At 72.3% G+C, this 18,219-nt stretch carries 17 protein-coding genes, 1 tRNA gene and 1 pseudogene; 2 read left to right on the forward strand and 17 right to left on the reverse strand.

Annotated features, from left to right (window positions below; all coding sequences use genetic code 11):
* Positions 1-99: 99 nt before the first annotated feature.
* Positions 100-1,053, reverse strand: a complete 954-nt coding sequence (locus tag ACGFSC_RS01270) for an aldo/keto reductase (protein ID WP_359913922.1) — start codon at positions 1,051-1,053, stop codon at positions 100-102.
* 154 nt (positions 1,054-1,207) lie between these two features.
* Between ACGFSC_RS01270 and ACGFSC_RS01275 the strand changes: the two genes are divergently transcribed.
* Complete coding sequence (locus tag ACGFSC_RS01275; protein WP_359913925.1) at positions 1,208-1,408, forward strand: hypothetical protein; 201 nt, start codon at positions 1,208-1,210, stop codon at positions 1,406-1,408.
* Between the two features lie 54 nt (positions 1,409-1,462).
* Here the strand turns inward: ACGFSC_RS01275 and ACGFSC_RS01280 are convergent, their stop codons facing one another.
* From ACGFSC_RS01280 to ACGFSC_RS01315, 8 genes and pseudogenes are all read right to left on the reverse strand, one after another.
* On the reverse strand, positions 1,463-2,494 hold the full coding sequence (locus ACGFSC_RS01280; RefSeq protein WP_359913928.1) for an endo alpha-1,4 polygalactosaminidase: 1,032 nt from the start codon (positions 2,492-2,494) through the stop codon (positions 1,463-1,465).
* Between the two features lie 22 nt (positions 2,495-2,516).
* On the reverse strand, positions 2,517-3,212 hold the full coding sequence (locus ACGFSC_RS01285) for a spherulation-specific family 4 protein (protein ID WP_359913931.1): 696 nt from the start codon (positions 3,210-3,212) through the stop codon (positions 2,517-2,519).
* Positions 3,209-4,126, reverse strand: a complete 918-nt coding sequence (locus ACGFSC_RS01290) for an NAD(P)-dependent oxidoreductase (RefSeq protein WP_359913934.1) — start codon at positions 4,124-4,126, stop codon at positions 3,209-3,211. Before ACGFSC_RS01290 ends, ACGFSC_RS01285 begins: the two co-directional genes overlap by 4 nt.
* Positions 4,127-4,251: 125 nt before the next feature.
* A pseudogene (locus ACGFSC_RS01295) lies at positions 4,252-4,953 on the reverse strand (NDP-sugar synthase); the annotation flags it as partial.
* Positions 4,954-5,028: 75 nt separating this feature from the next.
* Positions 5,029-6,021 carry an SDR family NAD(P)-dependent oxidoreductase gene (locus ACGFSC_RS01300; RefSeq protein ID WP_359913937.1) on the reverse strand — a complete coding sequence of 331 codons (993 nt, stop codon included), beginning with the start codon at positions 6,019-6,021 and terminating at the stop codon, positions 5,029-5,031.
* A 136-nt stretch (positions 6,022-6,157) separates the two neighbouring features.
* On the reverse strand, positions 6,158-7,684 hold the full coding sequence (locus tag ACGFSC_RS01305) for a hypothetical protein (protein WP_359913940.1): 1,527 nt from the start codon (positions 7,682-7,684) through the stop codon (positions 6,158-6,160).
* Between the two features lie 100 nt (positions 7,685-7,784).
* Positions 7,785-9,302 (reverse strand): GT4 family glycosyltransferase PelF, encoded by a 1,518-nt coding sequence (gene pelF, locus ACGFSC_RS01310; protein WP_359913943.1) that lies wholly within the window; start codon positions 9,300-9,302, stop codon positions 7,785-7,787.
* Positions 9,303-9,416: 114 nt separating this feature from the next.
* Positions 9,417-11,783, reverse strand: coding sequence for a hypothetical protein (locus ACGFSC_RS01315; protein ID WP_359913946.1), 2,367 nt, complete (start codon positions 11,781-11,783; stop codon positions 9,417-9,419).
* 353 nt (positions 11,784-12,136) lie between these two features.
* Between ACGFSC_RS01315 and ACGFSC_RS01320 the strand changes: the two genes are divergently transcribed.
* A complete protein-coding gene (locus ACGFSC_RS01320) occupies positions 12,137-13,123 on the forward strand; it encodes a tyrosine-protein phosphatase (protein ID WP_359913960.1) in 987 nt (328 codons plus the stop codon).
* Here ACGFSC_RS01320 and ACGFSC_RS01325 read toward each other — a convergent pair.
* The 8 genes from ACGFSC_RS01325 to ACGFSC_RS01360 all read right to left on the reverse strand — a co-directional run bounded on the left by ACGFSC_RS01325 (position 13,110) and on the right by ACGFSC_RS01360 (position 18,147).
* On the reverse strand, positions 13,110-14,015 hold the full coding sequence (locus ACGFSC_RS01325; RefSeq protein WP_359913949.1) for an RNA polymerase sigma factor SigF: 906 nt from the start codon (positions 14,013-14,015) through the stop codon (positions 13,110-13,112). The genes ACGFSC_RS01320 and ACGFSC_RS01325 overlap by 14 nt on opposite strands.
* A 144-nt stretch (positions 14,016-14,159) precedes the next feature.
* Positions 14,160-15,077, reverse strand: a complete 918-nt coding sequence (locus ACGFSC_RS01330) for an RNA polymerase sigma factor SigF (RefSeq protein WP_380358919.1) — start codon at positions 15,075-15,077, stop codon at positions 14,160-14,162.
* A gap of 255 nt (positions 15,078-15,332) precedes the next feature.
* Positions 15,333-15,626 carry a Dabb family protein gene (locus tag ACGFSC_RS01335; protein WP_359913952.1) on the reverse strand — a complete coding sequence of 98 codons (294 nt, stop codon included), beginning with the start codon at positions 15,624-15,626 and terminating at the stop codon, positions 15,333-15,335.
* Between the two features lie 79 nt (positions 15,627-15,705).
* Positions 15,706-15,846, reverse strand: coding sequence for a hypothetical protein (locus ACGFSC_RS01340; protein ID WP_359913966.1), 141 nt, complete (start codon positions 15,844-15,846; stop codon positions 15,706-15,708).
* 478 nt (positions 15,847-16,324) lie between these two features.
* Positions 16,325-16,411 (reverse strand) — tRNA-Ser (locus tag ACGFSC_RS01345).
* Positions 16,412-16,492: 81 nt separating this feature from the next.
* Positions 16,493-17,020 carry a tRNA adenosine(34) deaminase TadA gene (tadA, locus tag ACGFSC_RS01350; RefSeq protein WP_359913955.1) on the reverse strand — a complete coding sequence of 176 codons (528 nt, stop codon included), beginning with the start codon at positions 17,018-17,020 and terminating at the stop codon, positions 16,493-16,495.
* 50 nt (positions 17,021-17,070) lie between these two features.
* Positions 17,071-17,628, reverse strand: a complete 558-nt coding sequence (locus ACGFSC_RS01355; RefSeq protein ID WP_359913958.1) for a tRNA adenosine deaminase-associated protein — start codon at positions 17,626-17,628, stop codon at positions 17,071-17,073.
* Positions 17,629-17,943: 315 nt separating this feature from the next.
* Positions 17,944-18,147, reverse strand: a complete 204-nt coding sequence (locus ACGFSC_RS01360; RefSeq protein ID WP_359913963.1) for a hypothetical protein — start codon at positions 18,145-18,147, stop codon at positions 17,944-17,946.
* Positions 18,148-18,219 lie beyond the last annotated feature (72 nt).

Below are 18,219 nucleotides of genomic sequence, written 5' to 3' on the forward strand. Positions count from 1 at the left end.
AACCCGAACGCGGTCCGGGCCCCGACAGCGCGCCGCTGTCGGGGCCCGGACCGCGTCCAGGGCGGCTGCGGGGCGGAGCAGCCGTGGCGCCGGGCGGGCTCAGGCGGAGGCGGCGTCCAGCAGGGCGGTCTGCTCCGGGGTGAGCTCCAGGGTGGCGCCGGCCAGCAGCGGCGGGAGCTGCTCGACGGTGCGGGCGCTGGCGATCGGGGCGGCGACCGTCGGACGGGCGGCGAGCCAGGCCAGGGCGACGGAGGCGAGCTCCACCTCCAGCTCCGCGGCGACGGAGTCCAGCGCCTCCAGCACCTTGGGGCCGCGCGGCTCGGCCAGGTAGCGGGCGGCGCCCTCGGCGCGGGCGCTCTCCACGCCGTCGACCCCGGGACGGTACTTGCCGGTCAGGAAACCGGAGGCCAGCGCGTAGTACGGGACGGTGGCCAGACCGTGCTCGGCGACCACGTCGGCCAGCGGGCCCTCGAAGGTGCCGCGCGAGACCAGGTTGTAGTGCGGCTGGACGGCGACGTACTTCGCCAGGCCCTCGCGCTCGGCGAAGGCCAGCGACTCGGTGAGCCGCTCGGCGGAGATGTTGGAGGCGGCGACCGCCCGGACCTTGCCCTCGCGGACCAGCTCGTCCAGCGCGGTGACGAACTCCTCGACCGGGGTGTCGTCGTCCCGGTGGGTGTAGTAGAGGTCGATCCGCTCGACCCCCAGGCGGCGCAGCGAGTCCTCGGCCGCGGCCTTGACGTTGGCGGCGCCCAGGCCGCTGCGCTCGGCGTGCATGCCGACCTTGGTGGCGATCACGATGTCCTCGCGGTTGCCGCGGCTGCGCAGCCAGTTGCCGAGGACGGTCTCGGACTCGCCGCCGGTGTTGCCCGGGGCCCAGGCGGAGTAGACGTCGGCGGTGTCGACGAAGTTGCCGCCGGCTGCCGCGTAGGCGTCCAGGACGGCGAAGGACTGCTGTTCGTCGGCCGTCCATCCGAAGACGTTGCCGCCGAGGGAGAGCGGGAAGACGGACAGGTCGGAGGTGCCGAGGCGGACCCGGCTGTGGTTTCCGGTCATGGGAGAAGTCAACCGGATTGCGCGGCTGGGCATTCCGTGAACCGCGCGGTCTTCACGGAGCCGTCGTACCGCTGTCGCACGTGGGGGTGGTGTGTTCCGCGCGACGGGGGTCCGGGGTGTGCCCGAGGTGGGCGGATTCGTTAGAGTCCGTGCCATGGCTGACAACGACTACGACCCCGCCGGCAGCACCCAGATGTTCCGGGCGTTCGTCGACGAGAGCCCGGCGCCCCAGGCCCCGGGCAACGTTTCCACCTACGGCAGCAGCAAGAGCGGCAGCCGCACCGGCGTGATCGCGCTGATCGCCGTCGTCGTGCTGGTCGCCCTGGGCGGCGTGATCTGGCTGGCGGTCAAGTGACCCTCGCGCGGGTGACCCTCGTCCGGGTCACCCGCGCGACGGGAGCCGAGCTCCTCAGCAGGGCTTGCGCCAGGCGTCCAGTTCGAGCTTCTTGCGCATCGAGCTGAACCCCAGCGACTTGGCCTTGCCGCAGAACCGGTCCGTGTCGAGCTTGTACTCGACGTGGAAGACCGCCTTGCCCGCCTTGACGAAGGGGGCGACACGGTCGCACTCGTCGAACTGCGAGCACTCCTCGTTGACCGCGAAGTCGAAGTCCGCGAGCAGTGCCGGGATCTGGTCCAGGTCGTTCTTCAGGCCGATGGCCAGGCCGCGTTCGTGGGCGAGCTGCGCCAGCATCCGGTTGTACTTGAGCTGGTCGTCGGCGGTCAGCGGGAAGCCGCTGTTCTGGTTGTAGGCCTCGATGGTGTCCGGCTCGATGGCGTCGAAGCCCTTGCTCCGGCACATGTCGAAGCGGGCGGCCATCAGCGGCCTCAGCTGGTCGAGCTTGCGGATGTCGAACCACTTCTCGCCCTTCCAGCCGGTGTCCGAGCCCTGGAGGGACTTGGCGAAGGCGGCGGAGTCGGGGCGGAAGTTCTCCCAGGAGCCGGCGTTGATGTAGCAGATCACCTTGCGGCCCTTGGCGTGCAGCGCGGCCACCACCGAGGCGTCGTTCTCGAAGCCGTCGATGTCGTAGACCGGGACGTCCACCGACTGGTCGACGGCGCCGCCGAGTTGCCACTGCCAGGCCAGGCCGGGGGTGGGCTGCCAGCGGGCGCCGGCCGGCGGCGGTGCCGGGTTGCCCGGCGGGGTGCCGGTGCCCGGAGGGGTCCCGGGCGGCGGGCTGCCGGCGGGCGTTCCCGGGGCCGGCGCGCCGGGACTCGGGGTGGTGGGCCCGGGGGCCGGGGTGTCCGGGGCGGTGGTGGCCGCGTCGGGGGTGCCGGGGGTGCCGGGGGTGCTCGGCGCGGTGGCCGCGGGGGAGTTGCTCGGGGTGCCGTCGGCCGAGTCCTGGTCGTCCTCCGATCCCGAGCTGCTGCACGAGCTGACCAGCAGGGCGGTGGCGGTGGCGAGGGCCAGGGTGGCCGGAAGCAGCCGGTTGCGACGGTTCACGGTAGTCGAACTCCGGATCGGGTCAGGTCAGTTCAGCGGCGTTCAGGCCGTACGGCAGGGTGCGCCAGGGGTTCTCCCCGGCCCCCGGTACGGCGCAGCCGACGCCGGCTCGCCGGGCGGCGATCAGGGCGGCGGCGTCCTGGGCGTTCTCGGTGGGGACGTCGTAGACCAGGTGGCAGAAGCGGGAGGCCGCGTGCCGGCCGGTCCACAGCGGCAGCGTCATGTCGCGGTAGGCGTCCCAGTCGCCCTCGAAGGTCACCAGCAGGTCGGCCAGGCCGACCTCGGCGTAGCCCGGGTCCGGGTGCTCGCCGTGGCCGAACACCACGGTGCCGCAGCCGGCCGCGCGGGCGGCCGTGGCCAGCCGCCGGTAGTGCGCGAGCGCGCCCGGGTGGGTGGTGACCTGGTCGAAGTAGACGCCGGTGATGCCGTGGCGCTGACGGTACGTCAGGATGTCGGCCACCACGGCCGCGTGCGGGCGGCGGCCGTAGTCGGTGTCGGTGTAGCCGACCAGCGGCAGGCCGGCGGCGCGCAGTCGGTCGGCCGCCTCGGCGAAGACGTGGTCCGGGACCTCGCCCGGACCGTCGGCGAGGTTGAGCACGACGGCGGCGATCCGGGCGGGGTCGGCGGCGGCGACCGCCTGCCAGGCAGCCGGGTCCACCGCGGGGTGGACGTACAGCGGCACCAGCAGGCGGCCGTCGGGGGTCTGCCCGGTGGTCATGCGACCACCGGGTCGGGCGTGGGCCCGGCGGTGCCGAGCCACAGGTCGCGCAGGGTGTCGGCGAGGTCCGTCTCCGGGCGCCAGCCGAGTTCCCGGGCGGCGGCCGACACGTCGGCCTGCTGCCAGGAGACCGCGGCCGAGCGTTCGGAGCCCGCCCCGCTCTCGTCGATCCGGCCGGTGAAGCCGGCCGCGGCGACCAGCCCGTCGGCGATCGCCCGGACCTGCCGGGCCCGGCCGGAGGCCAGGTTGAGCACCCGGGGCAGCGGACGTCCGGCGGTGACGGCCAGGCCGACCGCCCCGGCCACGTCCCGGGCGTCGACGAAGTCGCGGTAGGCGGAGAGGTCGCCGACCGTGATCACGCCGTCGGCGCCCTCGGGCGCCACCCGGCGCAGCTCGGCGGCCAGCCGGCCGGGCAGCGAGCCCGCCGGGGCGCCCGGGCCGACCGGGTTGAACACCCGCAGCACCACGGCGTCCAGCGGCGAGCCGGCCACCGCGAGGGAGCCGGCCAGCTTGGTCGCGCCGTACACGCCGACCGGGCGCGCGTCGGCGTCCTCGGTCAGGGACTCGCCCTGCCCGCAGACGCCGTACTCGCCGGCCGAACCGATGTGGACCAGGCGGGCCTTCGGGGCGCCGAGGGAGAGCGCCTCGCAGAGCACCGCCGGGCCGCGGGCGTTCACCTCGGCGAGCTTGACCGCGCTGCCGGCCACCGCGCCGGCGAAGTTGACCACCGCGTCGGGGGCCAGCGCGGACAGTTCCTCGCCGAGCGGGCCGGCCTGGGCGGTGGCCAGGTCCAGCCGGAGATCGTGGGCGGGCCGCCGCCCCGCGGTCAGCACGGTGGCACCGGGCAGTGACCGCAGGACGGCGGTGGCGTGACGGCCGAGGAAGCCGTCGCCGCCGAGGAGCAGAATTCTCACGCGGCCCGTCCGTCGCTCTCGGCGCCCGCGGTGGCGGGCTCGGCGTGCTCGTCGTCCGGGGCGGTGCGGGCGGCCGGGATCGGCAGTTCCGCGACGCTCGGCGTGGTGGCGGTCGACTCGAAGGGCATCAGGACCGGGCGGATGGTCGAGAACTCGGCGTTGGCCCGGTCGTAGTCGTCGGGCCGGCCGATGTCCAGCCAGTAGCCGCCGAACTCGTACGCGGACGGCGGGGTCCCGGCGGCCAGCAGGTCCAGCACCAGCTCGTCGAAGCCCAGCGGCAGGCCGGGGGTGTACTTGGCGAGCGCCGAGCGGGAGACGCCGTACACGCCCATCGAGACGCGGTAGTCGATGCTGGGCTTCTCCTGGAAGCCGGTGATGGTGCCCTCGTCGGCGGTCAGCACGCCGAAGTCGATCTTGACCTGGCGGGCATAGGTGGCAATGGTCAGCGGGGCGCCGGACGCCTCGTGGTGCTTGAGCACCCCGGCGAAGTCCAGGTCGGTCAGGATGTCGCCGTTCATCACCAGGAAGTGCTCGGGCAGGCGGTCCTGCATGGTGAGCAGCGGGCCCATGGTGCCGAGCGGGCTGTCCTCGACGGCGTAGCCGACCCGCAGGCCCCACTGGGAGCCGTTGCCGACGTAGGCGCGGATGATGTGGCCGAGGTGGCCGATGGCCAGGGTGACGCTCTGGAAGCCCGCGGCGGCGAGCTGGCGCATCACGATCTCCAGGATCGCGTGCTGGTCGCCGATCGGAACGAGCGGCTTGGGAAGCGCGGTGGTGTACGGGCGGAGACGGACGCCCTTACCGCCGGCCAGGATCACTGCGTGCATGGTGTTTCCCCCACGGAAAGGATGTGCAGGACACGAACCTTGGTTACCAGGACGAGCAAGATCGGTTACGGCGGGTCAGACGTTGTAGATGTCGGTCTTGTAGCGGGCCAGGTTGGCCGGGTCGCGGAAGAACTCGATGGTCTGCTCCAGGCCCTGCTCCAGGCTGAACTGCGGGGCCCAGCCGGTGGCCGCGCGCAGCCGCGACGCGTCCGCGACCAGGCGCATGACCTCGGAGTTGGTCGGACGGATGCGCTGCTCGTCCTCCTTCACCACCAGCTCCACGCCCATCAGCTTGCCGACCAGGGTGACCAGGTCGCCGACCGAGATCTCGCCGCCGGTGCCGGCGTTGAAGGTCCGGCCGACCACCGACTCGGCGGCCGCGGTGCCCACCGTGCGGAAGGCGTTGGCGGTGTCCTTGACGAACGTGAAGTCGCGGGTCGGGCGCAGGTCGCCGAGGGTGATCTCGGTCTGGCCGGCCGCGACCTGGGCGATCACGGTCGGGATGACGGCGCGCATCGACTGGCGCGGGCCGAAGGTGTTGAACGGGCGCAGGGTGACGACCGGGGTCTCGAAGCTGGCGTGGTAGCTGTCGGCCAACCGGTCCCCGCCGGCCTTGGAGGCGGCGTACGGGGACTGGGTGTTGATCGGGTGGTCCTCGGTGATCGGCACGGTCTGCGCGGTGCCGTAGGTCTCGCTGGTGGAGGTGTGCACCAGGCGGGGGATCTCCAGGTGGCGCACCGCCTCCAGCACGTTCAGGGTGCCGGTGACGTTGGTGTCGACGTACGAGTGGGGGGCGCGGTAGGAGTACGGGATCGCGATCAGGGCGGCCAGGTGGTAGACCGCCTCGGTGCCCTTGACCAGGCCGTTGACCGAGCCCGGGTCCCGGACGTCGCCGAGGACGATCTCGACCGAGTCCAGCACCTCCTCGGACAGGGTCTCCAGCCAGCCGAAGGACGAGAAGGAGTTGTACTGGACCATCGCGCGGACGTGGTGCCCGTCGGCGACCAGGGTCTCGACGAGGTGGGAGCCGATGAAGCCCTCGGCTCCGGTAACCGCGACGCTGCTCATGCGGATTTCGCTTTCTCGATCTGCCGGGGCGGCCGGACGCTCTGCGGTGGCCGGCCGCCGCAGGCCCGGTGGGTGTCTCAGGTGAAACGGGTACGGCGGTGCACGCGAATGGAGGCGTGCGGGATATTCGATGTGTTCAGCGGTGCTGGGTGGTGCGGCCGAGCGCGGGCCCGGCGAGTGCGGTGAGGACGGTGGCGGCCGCCCCGCAGCCGATCAGCTGCAGGACGATCGGGTCCGCACCTGTCAGCAGCCCGGCGCTCTCGGCGACCGCGGCGGCCAGACAGACGAGGGCGGTGCTCCAGCTGAACCCGAAGGCGTTCAGCAGCAGCGCCAGCCAGAGCGAGCCGCCGAGGAGCAGCATCGCGCCGAGCTGCGGCACGCCGAGCGCGGGGGCGCCGGGCCACAGCACGGTCGCGGCGGCGTCCAGCGCGGCCACGGTGGTGAGGTAGATGAACAGGCAGCCGAGCAGGATCGCGCCGGTGCGGCGGGAGAACTGGCCGCTGGTGTGGCTGGTGCGCAGTGCGGCGACCGCCAGTGCCCGGTAGCGGAAGAGCAGCCACTCGGCGAGGCCCAGGCTGAGCGTCAGCGCGATCATGGCCGGTCCGGTCGGGGTGGTCGAGGTCTCCTGCGCGGGGTGGCCGCCGGACTGCACGGCCTGGTGGATGGTCCCGCCGAGGCCGGCGATCAGCGTGAGCGCGCCGCAGGCCAGGCCGAACAGCAGGTGCGGGACCTCCTGGCGGACCGGCAGCCTCAGCTCCACGGACTCGCGCTCGCCGCCGCGGATGCAGACCAGCAGCTCCCGGGCGGCCAGTCCGACCGCCAGCGCCACCGAGGCGAGCAGCACGACCGTACGGACCAGCTGCGGAACGTCCACCGCCAGCACCACGCCCGCGCCGACCGAGGCCGGGGCCAGCGCCAGCAGCAGGAACTTCTCCCGCCCGAGCACCAGCAGCACGGTGGCCGCGCCCAGGTAGCAGGACTGTCCGGCGGCGAAGGACAGCGCGCCGAGCGGCCCGCCGACCACGTACGCGGCGGCGGACGCGACCAGCGCGCCGACCGGGGCGCCGACGGCCAGGCAGACCGCGGCCTCGCGGCGGCGCATCCGGCCCAGCCAGCGGTAGGAGCGGTGCGCCAGCGCCTGGTTGAAGCCCCAGCTGACCAGCGTGGCGACGGACAGCGCGAGCATGCCCGAGGGCAGGCCGAAGCGCATCCGGGTGGTCGCGAACAGGCTGGCGCCGAGCAGGTAGCCGAGCCCCGGCAGGGCGAACACCAGGCCGCGCACCACGCAGCGCCAGGGATCGGCCCGCCAGGGGTTGGCGAACTCGGAGCTCGGGCCGGGGTAGCGGCGCTGGACCTTCTCGAACAGCTCCTCGGCGACGGTGAACGCGTCGGGGCGGCCGTACAGCAGGGCGGCCTGCTCGTCCGAGAGGCCGTCGGACTCCAGGAAGGCCGCGATCTCGTACGGGTGGACGGCGTCGGCGCAGACGTCGCGCAGGCGCTCGGCGAGTTCGTCCAGCGGGTCCGCGGAGAGGTAGAGCGACTCCTCGGGCTCCGGCTCCTGCTCCGGCTGGGCGGGGCGGCGGCGCTTGAGCGGCAGGGTGCGCAGCTGCATGGTGTGCTCGGGTCCGGCTTCGTCCGGAACGAGTCGCAATGGACCGCTCATGCTCCGACCTCGTTGTGCTCGGCGGCCGCTTCGCGGGACACGCGCTTCTCGACGGTTCTCTCTCCCCCGGCCGCCGGCCGGGGGTGCTCCGGGCGCCGGTTCACGCTCCGACCTCGCTCGGCTCGGGGCGGGCGGCGGAGGCCAGCTGCTGGTCCCAGTCGGGGCTGGGGACCTGGTCGGTGACGGCGACCATGCCGCCGGGCATCCAGCGGGCGGTGCCCAGGAGTTCGGTGTAGATCCCGCGGAAGCCGTCGATGTTCTGGCGGAGGGTGAACTGCTCGATCACCCGCAGCCGGGCGCCCTCGCCGAGCCGGGCGCGCCGTTCGGCGTCGCGCAGCAGCTCGATCGCGGCGGCCGCCATCGGCTCGGGCTCGCGCGGCGGGACGACCAGTCCGGTGTCGCCGACGGCCTCGCGCACGCCGCCGACGTCGGTGGAGACGGTCGCGCGGCCGCAGGACATCGCTTCGATCAGGGTGAACGGGAAGCCCTCGCTGATGCTGGAGAGCATGACCACGTTGCCCGCCGCGTACGCGTCGGTGATGTCGGCGACGCGGCCCTCGAAGGCCACCGACTCGGCTATGCCGAGCTCGGCGGCCAGGGCTATGCAGCGGTCCCGGTACGCCTCGCCGCCCTTGGGAGTGCCGCCGAAGAGCCGCAGCCGCGCCTCGGGGATCTCGCGCTGCACGATGGCGAAGGCCTGGATCAGCGTCTCCAGGTCCTTGATCGGGTCGACCCGGCCGGCCCAGCTGAGGGTCGGCGTCTCGGGCTCGGGACCGGCCGGCGGGAAGGCGGCCGGGTCCACCCCGTTGTAGACGGTGCGGATGTGCGAGGACGGCGTGCCGCCGCGTTCCTCCCAGCGCCGGTTGTACCGGTTGCCGGGGGTGACCAGCGCGGCCTGCCGGTAGCTCTCCTCGGCGAGCATCCGGTAGAAGCCGAGCAGCAGTGCCTTGACCGGCCAGCGGTACGGGCCGGTGCGGTAGCCGAGGTAGCGCTCGCGCAGGTAGATGCCGTGCTCGGTGAGCAGAAACGGTACGCCGTACTGCTGGGCGGCGATCAGCCCGGGCAGGGTGGCGAGCCCGCCACTGGCCGCGTGCGCGACGCCCTCCTTCGGCGGCTCGACCGAGAGCGGCCGCAGGGCGTGCTCCAGCAGGTCGGTGGCGTTCAGGGCGTCGTGCAGGGTGGGGCGGGAGACGGCGGTCGGCAGGTAGTCGCGGGTCCAGACGTGCTGGAGGGTGCGCAGCGCGCGCTCGCTGCGCAGCGCCGGGCTGAGCAGCCCGTGCCGGGCGAGGTCGGCGAAGTTGTACAGCTCGGTGCCGAAGTGGGTGGTGTAGACCGGGTCGAGGATGGAGTGCAGGAAGCGCTCGTACGCGTTGAGGAAGCGCCGCATCTCCTTGCCGCGGGGCGGTCGGCCTTCCGAGGCCGGCCCCCACAGCGGTGCGGTGGTGACCGACCGCACGTTGGCGGGCAGCTCCCAGGCCAGTGGTTCGTGCCCGGTTCCGGTGACGGCGATGACGTCGAACTCGACGTCCGGCATGCCTTGAACGAGCTGGTCGCACCAGACGCTCACGCCGCCGTGCTGGTGCGGATACGTCCCCTCGGTGAGCAGGGTGACGCGCATTCCTGTCCCCCCTCCTGTTCTTGCGTCGGTTCCGGCCTGGATGGCCGGAACGGGAGCCGTGGCGGGGTCGGGCCGGGTGACCGGCCCGACCCCGCCGGCGGCGGATCGTACCGGTTACCGGTTGCCGGAGCGTCCGGTGGTGCTGCTCGGCGTGGCCGTCCCCCCAGACGGCTTGCCGTTCTTCGTCGCAGCGGTGTTGCCGTGGTGGCCGTCGCCGCCCTGACCGATGGTGCCAGCGGTGACGTCCTTGCCCGGCACCGGGGTTCCGCTACCCGGGACCAGGGACGGAGCGGGCTTGCGCGTGGTGTCGCTCGGGCCCACCGGGACGGGGGTCGCGACGCCCTGCGGCACGACCTTCTTGTCCGCCGGCACCGGGGCCGGGACGGACTTGGCCGCGACGCTCGGGGCGACGGCGGCCGGGGCGGCCGGCGCGGACGGCAGCTGCAGGGTGACGCTGCTCTGCAGCGCGCCCGGGGACACCCAACCCGAGAGCGTACCGGCGTAGGACGAACCGAACCCGCCCGTTCCGATGGCCAGCTTCTGAGCAGTTCCGGTCGGCATGGTGGCCTGGACCTGAACGCCCGACGGCGCGTTCACGGTGATGGTGCTGCCGACCCGGTAGGCGGTGACCTGGCCGGCGGCGAGCGCGTTGTTCCAGGCCGCGCGGCGCTGGAACTCCTGGCCGATCTCGCGCTGGCTCAGGTTCACGATCGGGGCGCTGTCCGCGTGCAGCGAGCGGTAGGTGCCGAGGATCTTCTCCAGCACCGGGTACAGGATGCGGTCCTCGGACAGGTTCGACTGGTGCACGAAGTGCGGACGCGGGTCGTTGTTCAGCACGTGGCCGAGGTCGATCCGGGCCTCCAGCGGCACGATGTACGACTGGTAGCCGGTGTTGACGTCGAGCGGCTGCGGCAGGCAGGTCGAGTTGGCGTTGTTCTCGCAGACGCCGCTGCCGCCGTTGGCCTTGCTGGTGTAGATCCAGTTGTACTCGTCGGTCTCCTCCTTCGCCGTGGCGGCGTTGTAGAAGACGTTCATCGGGTACCGCGGCACGGTCAGCACGGACGAGCCGACGGCCCGCTGGCCGGTCTCGCGGGAGGCGTCGCTGGCGGTGAACTTGATGCCGTTGGCGGCCAGTGCCGGGGCCAGGTACGGGTTGTCGCTGGTCTCCTGCGGGGCGGTCAGCAGCCCGGAGTGCTCACCGGTGACCAGGGTCTGCGCGTCGAACTGGAGGCCGCGCGCGGTGGCCCAGTCGGCGTTGTTCTTGATCTGGGTGGAGATGGTGTTCTGGTCGACCCAGACGGTGCCGCCCGCGCTGTTCTTGGAACAGACCCACGGCACCACGGTGACGTTCTGGACGCAGCCCAGGTACGGGTGGGTGTAGGTGTGGTTGACCCACCGGTAGCTGCTCTGGTCGGCGATCATCCGGTCCGCCGTGGGGTCGGCGGTGGTCTCGTGGTCGGCCTTCCAGTCCTCGCTGCCGCCACCGTTGAACACCATGTCCAGGGTGAAGTTGTTGGCGGCCTGCCACTGCTTGAGGTGGTCGGCGTCGTCGACGGTCATCCGGATCGGGCTGGCGGTGTCCGGGGTGCCGGGCGGGCAGGTGACGTCGCCGGGGGTGCACTTGAGCGTGGTGTCCCAGCGGTCGTCGGCCAGGAAGACGTCGTCCACGTGGGTGGCGAAGTAGTTGCGGTCGTAGCCGAGGTGGACGCCCTGGGTGAGCCAGTCGACCATGCCGCGGGCCAGCAGCCGGTACTGCTGCTGGTACTGGTTGTAGACGAACGTGACGACCAGTTCCTTGCGGCCGTCGTGGGTGTACTCGCCGACCAGGGAACCGCGGGCGGTCGCATTGGGTATCGGCGCGTCGACCAGCGGGACGAACGAGGCGCCGGCCGGCAGGCTGGCGAGCGGGGTCGCCAGGTAGCCGTAGCTCTCGCTGACGTTCGTGTCGTTGTCCTCGAACGGGACGCTGCCCTTGAGGTACCCGAACGGGCCCGAAGTGCCGGCCGCGGTGGTGGCGCCCTGGAATCCGTCGAGAGTGCCCACGAATCCGGGATTCTGAGCGTAGTTCAGACCCACTGCGGGGTTGGCCCACGTGTACGCGTCGATCTGACGGACGTTGAATGCGGCTTCGTAGCTCGCGATCGCCGTCATCTCGGCGGCACTGTTGGGGAAGGGGTTTTCGTTGGGCAGCACGATGCCCTGGAACTTCCCCCGGGGCAGGCCGTTCACCGTGTCGCTCAGGAAAGCGGAGTTGATCACGGGACGGTTGGGGTCATTGAGGCTGACGACCTTGTAGGGCGTGCCCTGGCTCTTCAGCTCGGCGGTGATGGCGGCGACGGACGGGCCGCCGTCGTCGACGACCAGGACGGTGAGGTCGATCCTGGGCGGCGTGGTGTCGCCGTGGGCCAGGGTGGTCTGCAAGCCGCTGGCCAGCAGGACTGCCGCCGCGCACGCGGCGACTCTTCGGGTCGCTCGACCCATGGTGATCCTCCCCTTGGGGCCGGCGCGGCGCTCCTCGGCGCTCGCCTGCCCGTGTAGCTGTTCGCGGGCAGCAGGCTGCCCGGGCCCATCCTGGTCGAGGGACGGCGGTGCGAGGGACCAATTGGGCGAGAGTGCAGCGAACCTGTTACCAACGTTCATGGCGAAGCCATGAAGGCGCTGATTGTGACCGGAACCGTACCGGCGGCGCAAATAGTGAATTGAAAATGAAAAACCGGAAGCTGAGTGCTACACGTGGTTACCGAGGGTGTGCCCGGTGGGGTGGGCGGGGCACCTACACTGTCGTCGTTGCGCATGACACTCTTGCACATCCCACCGCCCCGTTGGGCAGGTTCATGCAATATCGGGCACCGCTGTGCCATGTGACAGTCCGAATATGCAATGGAGGCGCTCGCGTGGTCGATCAGCATACCGAGCCGGAGGGATTCCTGAGCGTACGGAATGCGTCACCGAAGCCCGCCGGAACGCCGCTGGTCGGACGCAGTCTCGGTTTGCGCGGTGCGTTGAATGCCCGGGATCTGGGCGGGTACCGCGCGGCTGACGGGCGGATTCTGCGGCGCGGGGTGGCGCTGCGCAGCGATGGCCTGAACCGTGTCACCGCCGAGGACCTCGGCCCGCTCGGCGCGCTCGGCCTGCGCAGCGTGGTGGACCTGCGGAGCATGGACGAGGTCCGCGGCGCCGGACTGGACCGCCTGCCAGGCGGTGTGACGCTGCATCATCTACCGCTACTGGCAACGGACTTCGACATCTCGCTGCTGGTCCGCGACGCGCTGGCCGACCAAAGTCCGCAGCGCCAGCGGGCGTTGCTCGGCGACGGCCGGGCAGCCGCCCTGATGACCGGCCTCTACCGATGGTTCGTCACGGATCCGGTGGCGCGCGAGCGCTTCGCGGCCCTGCTGCGCCTGCTGGCCGCCCCGCAGGGCCCGCCACTGCTGTTCCACTGCTCGGCGGGCAAGGACCGCACCGGCTGGGCCGCCGCGCTCCTGCTGACCGCCCTCGGGGTGGACCGGGGGACCGTCCTGGCCGACTACCTGCTCACCAACGAGCGCTCGGCTCCGGTCGTGCGCGGGGTGCTGGGCGACTTCGCCGCCCGTGGCCTGATGCGCGAGCCCGAGCTGCTCCTGCCGGTCTTCCGGGCCGACGGCGGCTACCTGGACGCGGCCTTCGCGGAGGTCGAGGCCGGCTGGGGCGGTTTCGACGCGTTCTGGCGGGACGGGCTCGGGCTGGACGACGAGGTGCTGGCCGGGCTGCGCGCCAACCTGCTGGACGAGCCGGGGGCCGGGCGGGGCCCGGCCCCCGGAGGCGGGCTCAGCCCTCGTTGATCAGCCCCTCGCGCAGCTGGGTGAGCGTCCGGGTGAGCAGCCGGGAGACGTGCATCTGGGAGATCCCGATCTCCTCGCCGATCTGCGACTGGGTCAGGTTCCCGAAGAACCGCAGCATGATGATCCGGCGCTCGCGCGGCGGCAGCTTGGCCAGCAGCGGCTTGAGCGACTCCCGGTACTCGACGCCCTCCAGCGCGAGGTCCTCGTAGCCGAGCCGGTCGGCCAGCGGCCCGTCGCTGTCCTCCTCGCCGGTGCTGGAGTCGAGCGAGCTGGCGGTGTACGCGTTGCCGACCGCCAGGCCCTCGACCACGTCCTCCTCGCTGACCCCCAGGCAGGCCGCCAGCTCGGCGACGGTGGGGGAGCGGTCCAGCCGCTGGGAGAGCTCGTCACCGGCCTTGGTGAGGGCCAGCCGCAGCTCCTGGAGCCGCCGCGGCACCCGGACCGACCAGCTGGTGTCCCGGAAGAAGCGCTTGATCTCGCCCACCACGGTGGGCATCGCGAAGGTGGGGAACTCCACCCCGCGCTCCGGGTCGAAGCGGTCGATCGCCTTGATCAGGCCGATGGTGCCGACCTGGACGATGTCCTCCATCGGCTCGTTGCGGCTGCGGAAGCGCGCCGAGGCGTACCGGACCAGCGGCAGGTTGAGCTCGATCAGGGTGTCGCGGACGTAGGTGTGCTCGGCGCTGCCCGGGTCCAGCGCGGCCAGCCGCAGGAACAGCGAGCGGGAGAGCGTCCGGGTGTCCAGTCCGGCGCCGGGCGGCGTCTGCGTTCCCGCGGCGGGGCCGGGTGGCCGGACCGTCTCGACCCGCTGCAGCGGGACCAGGTCCTCGGCGACGGCCGTGCCGGTGGCCCGGCCGGCGTGGATCTCCGCAGTGCCCAGCTCTCCGGACATGCACCCACCCCCTTGTGACTGTCGGTTGAACGGGGGCCGTCGCGCGGTGGTTCCCGGCGAGGGCCTTCCCCCTCCATACCGGAACACGGTCCACGGCAAACCCGAACGTCGCAAGATGTCACGCCGGGGTAACTGGCTGCAATCTCACTCTTCCCAGGAGTTGCCGGTCCGAAGCCTGGTCAGGATCCGTGAGAGCAACCGGGACACGTGCATCTGGGACATCCCCAGCTCGGTGCTGATCTGGGACTGGGTCAGGTTGGCGAAGAACCGCAGCATCACGATCCGGCGCTCCCGCTCGGGGAGCTGGACCAGCAGGTGGCGGACCATGTCCCGGTGCTCGACCTCGGCCAGCGCGGAGTCCTCGTAGCCGAGCCGGTCGAGCAGGGCGAGCCCGCCCTCGTGCTCCTGCGCGGCCTCCAGGGAGGCCGCGTTGTAGGCCCGTCCGGCGTCCAGGCAGGCCCGCACGTCCTCCTCGGGGATCCGCAGGCTGGCGGCGATCTCGGGCACCTTGGGCACCCGCCCGTGCAGCACCGTCAGCTCCTCCATCGCACCGCTCACCTGGACCCACAGCTCCTGGAGCCGGCGCGGGACGTGCATGGTGCGGACGTTGTCCCGGAAGTAGCGCTTGATCTCGCCCAGGATGGTCGGCAGCGCGTAGGTGGGGAACTGGACGCCGCGGCCCGGGTCGAAGCGGTCGATCGCGTTGATCAGGCCGATGGTGCCGACCTGGACGACGTCCTCCATCGGCTCGCTGCGGCTGCGGAAGCGGGTGGCCGCGTAGCGGACCAGCGGGATGTTCACCTCGATCAGGGCGGCCCGCACCCGCTCCCGCTCGGGGGCGTCCGGGGGCAGCTCGGCGAGCCGCTCGAACAGCACCCGGGTCAGCGTCCGGACGTCCACGGCGGGGCGGCCGCCGGGGCCGCGCAGCCGGTCCGGGCGGAGCTCGCCGGCCGGGCTGGTGATCGCAGCCAGCACTTCGTCCACGGACACCTCACCCCTCCCAAAGTCGTCAACGGCGGGCCCTGCGGATCGGGTGTCGCGGCTGGCTCGGTATCTCGCCATGTCCGGCAAAACCGGTCATAGCATCACAAGGTGGGCACACATCGGGCAAGCACCCGACGGAGGTGTGTTGGTGGGGTGTTCAACCTTTCCCGGGCCGGCCGGCGAAGTGCCGCACGGATCGTTCCGGGACGGAGCAGGGGCGCCCCGCCCGGAGGACGGGCGGGGCGCGGCGGTCCGTCCGGGGGACGCGTCCGGGGCGGGTTCCGGACGGGCGGGGTGGGACGGACAGGGGCCGGACGGGTGCCGGACGGGTGCTCAGACCTCGATGTCGGCGATCACCCAGGTGGCGAACTCGCGCCAGAGGCCGGCCGCGGCCTGGTGGTCCGGGTGGGTCAGGTAGGCCTGGAGGGCGTCGCGGTCCTCGACCAGGCTGTTGATCGCGTAGTCGTACGCGATGTCGCGCTCGGTGGTGTTCCAGCCGCACTCCCACTCGCGCAGCTCGGGGATCACCGCGCCGAGCGCGTCGAAGGCCTTGGCGCCGGCGAGCACGCGCTCTTCGTCCTTGCCGACGCCTTCGTTGAGCTTGAACAGGACCAGGTGGCGGATCACGATTGCCGCTCCTCGCGGACGGGGACAGAGGGTCCCGCTCACCGTAGCCGGTGCGCCGGGGCCGGTCGCGGGCCGTCCGTCACTTGATCAGACCGGTCATGAAGGTGCCGACCGCCTTGGCGGCGTTCGAGATCCCCTCGAACCCGAGCTGCACCAGCTCCGCCGACCGGGAGGGCGAGGTGATGATCGAGTAGAGCACGAAGATGAGCAGGAGGGCCATGCCGATCCTCTTCGCCTGCGCCATCGGGTGACCTGCCTCCCAGCCGTGGGCCGCCGTCTTCCGGTCCCCGAGCGGCCTGCAGGGGGCAGCTTATCCACCCGGACGGGCTATCAAGTGTGCGACGCGTTCGGCCGGCGGGACGAAGGTCCCCGCGAGTGGGGCCTTTCTCCGGATGCCCCGTCGCGGGCCGGGCGGCAGGATGGAGGACGTACCGAGGATCTGGCAGGAATCCCCGGTGCGTGGATCCGGAGCTCCCCGCTGTGGGACCGGTCGCCGCGGCTTCCCCCGACGCGGCGCCGGTTGTGGGACTCCGCCGGGGGAGCGGTCAGTCCCCCCGAGCCGCTCCCCCTCCAGGCTCCGTACGGACCGGGCACCGGTGGTCATCGGCCCGGGGTACGGGGCCGTTTTTCGTGCCCGGACACCGGCCGGACAAACGCCGAGGGCCCGTCCGGATCGGACGGGCCCTCGGGCTTTCGAGCGGTAGCGGTGGGATTCGAACCCACGGTGGAGTTGCCCCCACACACGCTTTCGAGGCGTGCTCCTTTGGCCGCTCGGACACGCTACCGAGAGGAACTCTACCGGAGGGGTGGCGCAGTCACGAAATCCGTATCGCCACGGCGGTCGGCGGGCTCTCGGCGGCGGGCTCTCAGCGGTGGGTGTCGAAGAAGGCGCGCAGCTGTTCGCCGCACTCGTCGGCGAGGACGCCCCAGATCACCTCGGGGCGGTGGTTGAGCCGGCGGTCGCGCATCACGTCGAAGAGCGAGCCGGCCGCGCCGGCCTTCTCGTCGAGGGCGCCGTAGACCACCCGGTCGATCCGGGACAGCACGATGGCGCCCGCGCACATGGTGCACGGCTCCAGGGTGACGACCAGTGTGCAGCCGCTCAGCCGCCATTCCCCGGTCTTCTCGGCCGCCTGCCGGATCGCGACCACCTCGGCGTGCGCGGTCGGGTCGCCGACCGCCTCGCGCTCGTTGTGGCCGCGTCCGATCACCTCGCCGTCCGGGTCCAGGACGAGCGCCCCGACCGGCACGTCCCCGGTGGCCGGCGCCAGTGCGGCCTCGGCCATGGCCAGGCGCATCGGAGCCGCCCAGCGGTCGCGGACCGGGTCGGGGCGGACGGGTGCGGGCAACGGGGGGACGCGCGGAACGGTCAGCGGGGTGGATGCGGGCTGCATGGCATCCAGTGTCGGGTATCCGGCGGCGGACACCGGTACGACCGACCGCTCTACCGGACGGCCTCCAGGACCTCGCCGCAGCCCAGGGCCTCGGCGATCTCCTCCAGGGCGTCGCCCGGCACCGCGCCCTCGCCGCTGAGCGCGAGCAGGTCCTCGGAGGCGAGGCCGAACTCGGTGAGCAGATGGGCGTCGCCCAGCGGGCCGACCGGGACGCCGCCGCGGGCGTCGGCGTCCTCCTCGTCCTGCTCCCCGGCCTCCTCGGTCTCGTCCAGCAGGTGGTCCAGGTCGCCGAACTCGCTCTCGCCGGCCTGGTCGACCAACTCGTCGGTGAGGACGGACCCGTAGGAGCTGCGGGCGGCGGCGGCGCCGTCCGACACGAAGATCCGCGGGTCCTCCTCGCCGTCCACGCGGACGACGGCGAACCAGGCGTCCTCCTGTTCGATGAAGATCAGGACGCTGTCGTCGTCCTGGGCGGAGTCGCGGGCCAGGTCGGCCAGATCGGCCAGGGTTTCGACGTCGTCGAGCTCCGTCTCGCTCACATCCCACCCGTCCTCAGTGCGAGCAAGCACTGCAGCGAAGTACGCCACCAGGGACACTCCCAAGATCATCGGTCTCGGCTGCCGGCGCGCACGGGCGACGCGAAAATCTGGCCGCCCCCGCGCCAGGGGCGGTCCGCTTGTTCGGACCGTCCCATCGGAATCGTGACAGAAAGCCCGCCCTCGCGGGGGGTGTTCGGCAGCGCGTCTTTGCAGGTCGTGTCGGAAGGGCCGGGTGGCGGACGGCGAAGTCGGGCGTGGCGGTCCGAAGCCGGTCGAAATTTGCTCCGAACGCCCGCCGGGGGTCGCCTCGGGCCGTTTCCGGGTCCGCGCCCGGGGTCCGCCCCCGGGCGCGCGGCGCGGCGGCGCGGGGCCGTCCGGGCCTTGTCAGATCCGGAAGGTTCGCATCCGCATGGCCTCGCGCATCCGCCGCTCCTTGGTCCGCCGGGGCTGGACCCGCTCCCGCAGCTCGCGCGCCTCGGTGAGTTCGCGCAGGAAGACGGCCCGCCGCCTGCGGCGCTCCGCCTCGGTCTCGGGGTGGTCGTACGGCGGGCCCGGGCTCCGGCCCGACCCGTCGACGGGCTCGTCCATCGAGCCGTCCCCGGCGTTCGGGTTGCTCGTCATAAGACGTGACATTCCCAGAACGGCCCGGTTGATACCACA

This window comes from Kitasatospora sp. NPDC048715 (assembly GCF_043198905.1).
Lineage (GTDB): Bacteria > Actinomycetota > Actinomycetes > Streptomycetales > Streptomycetaceae > Kitasatospora > Kitasatospora lactacystinica.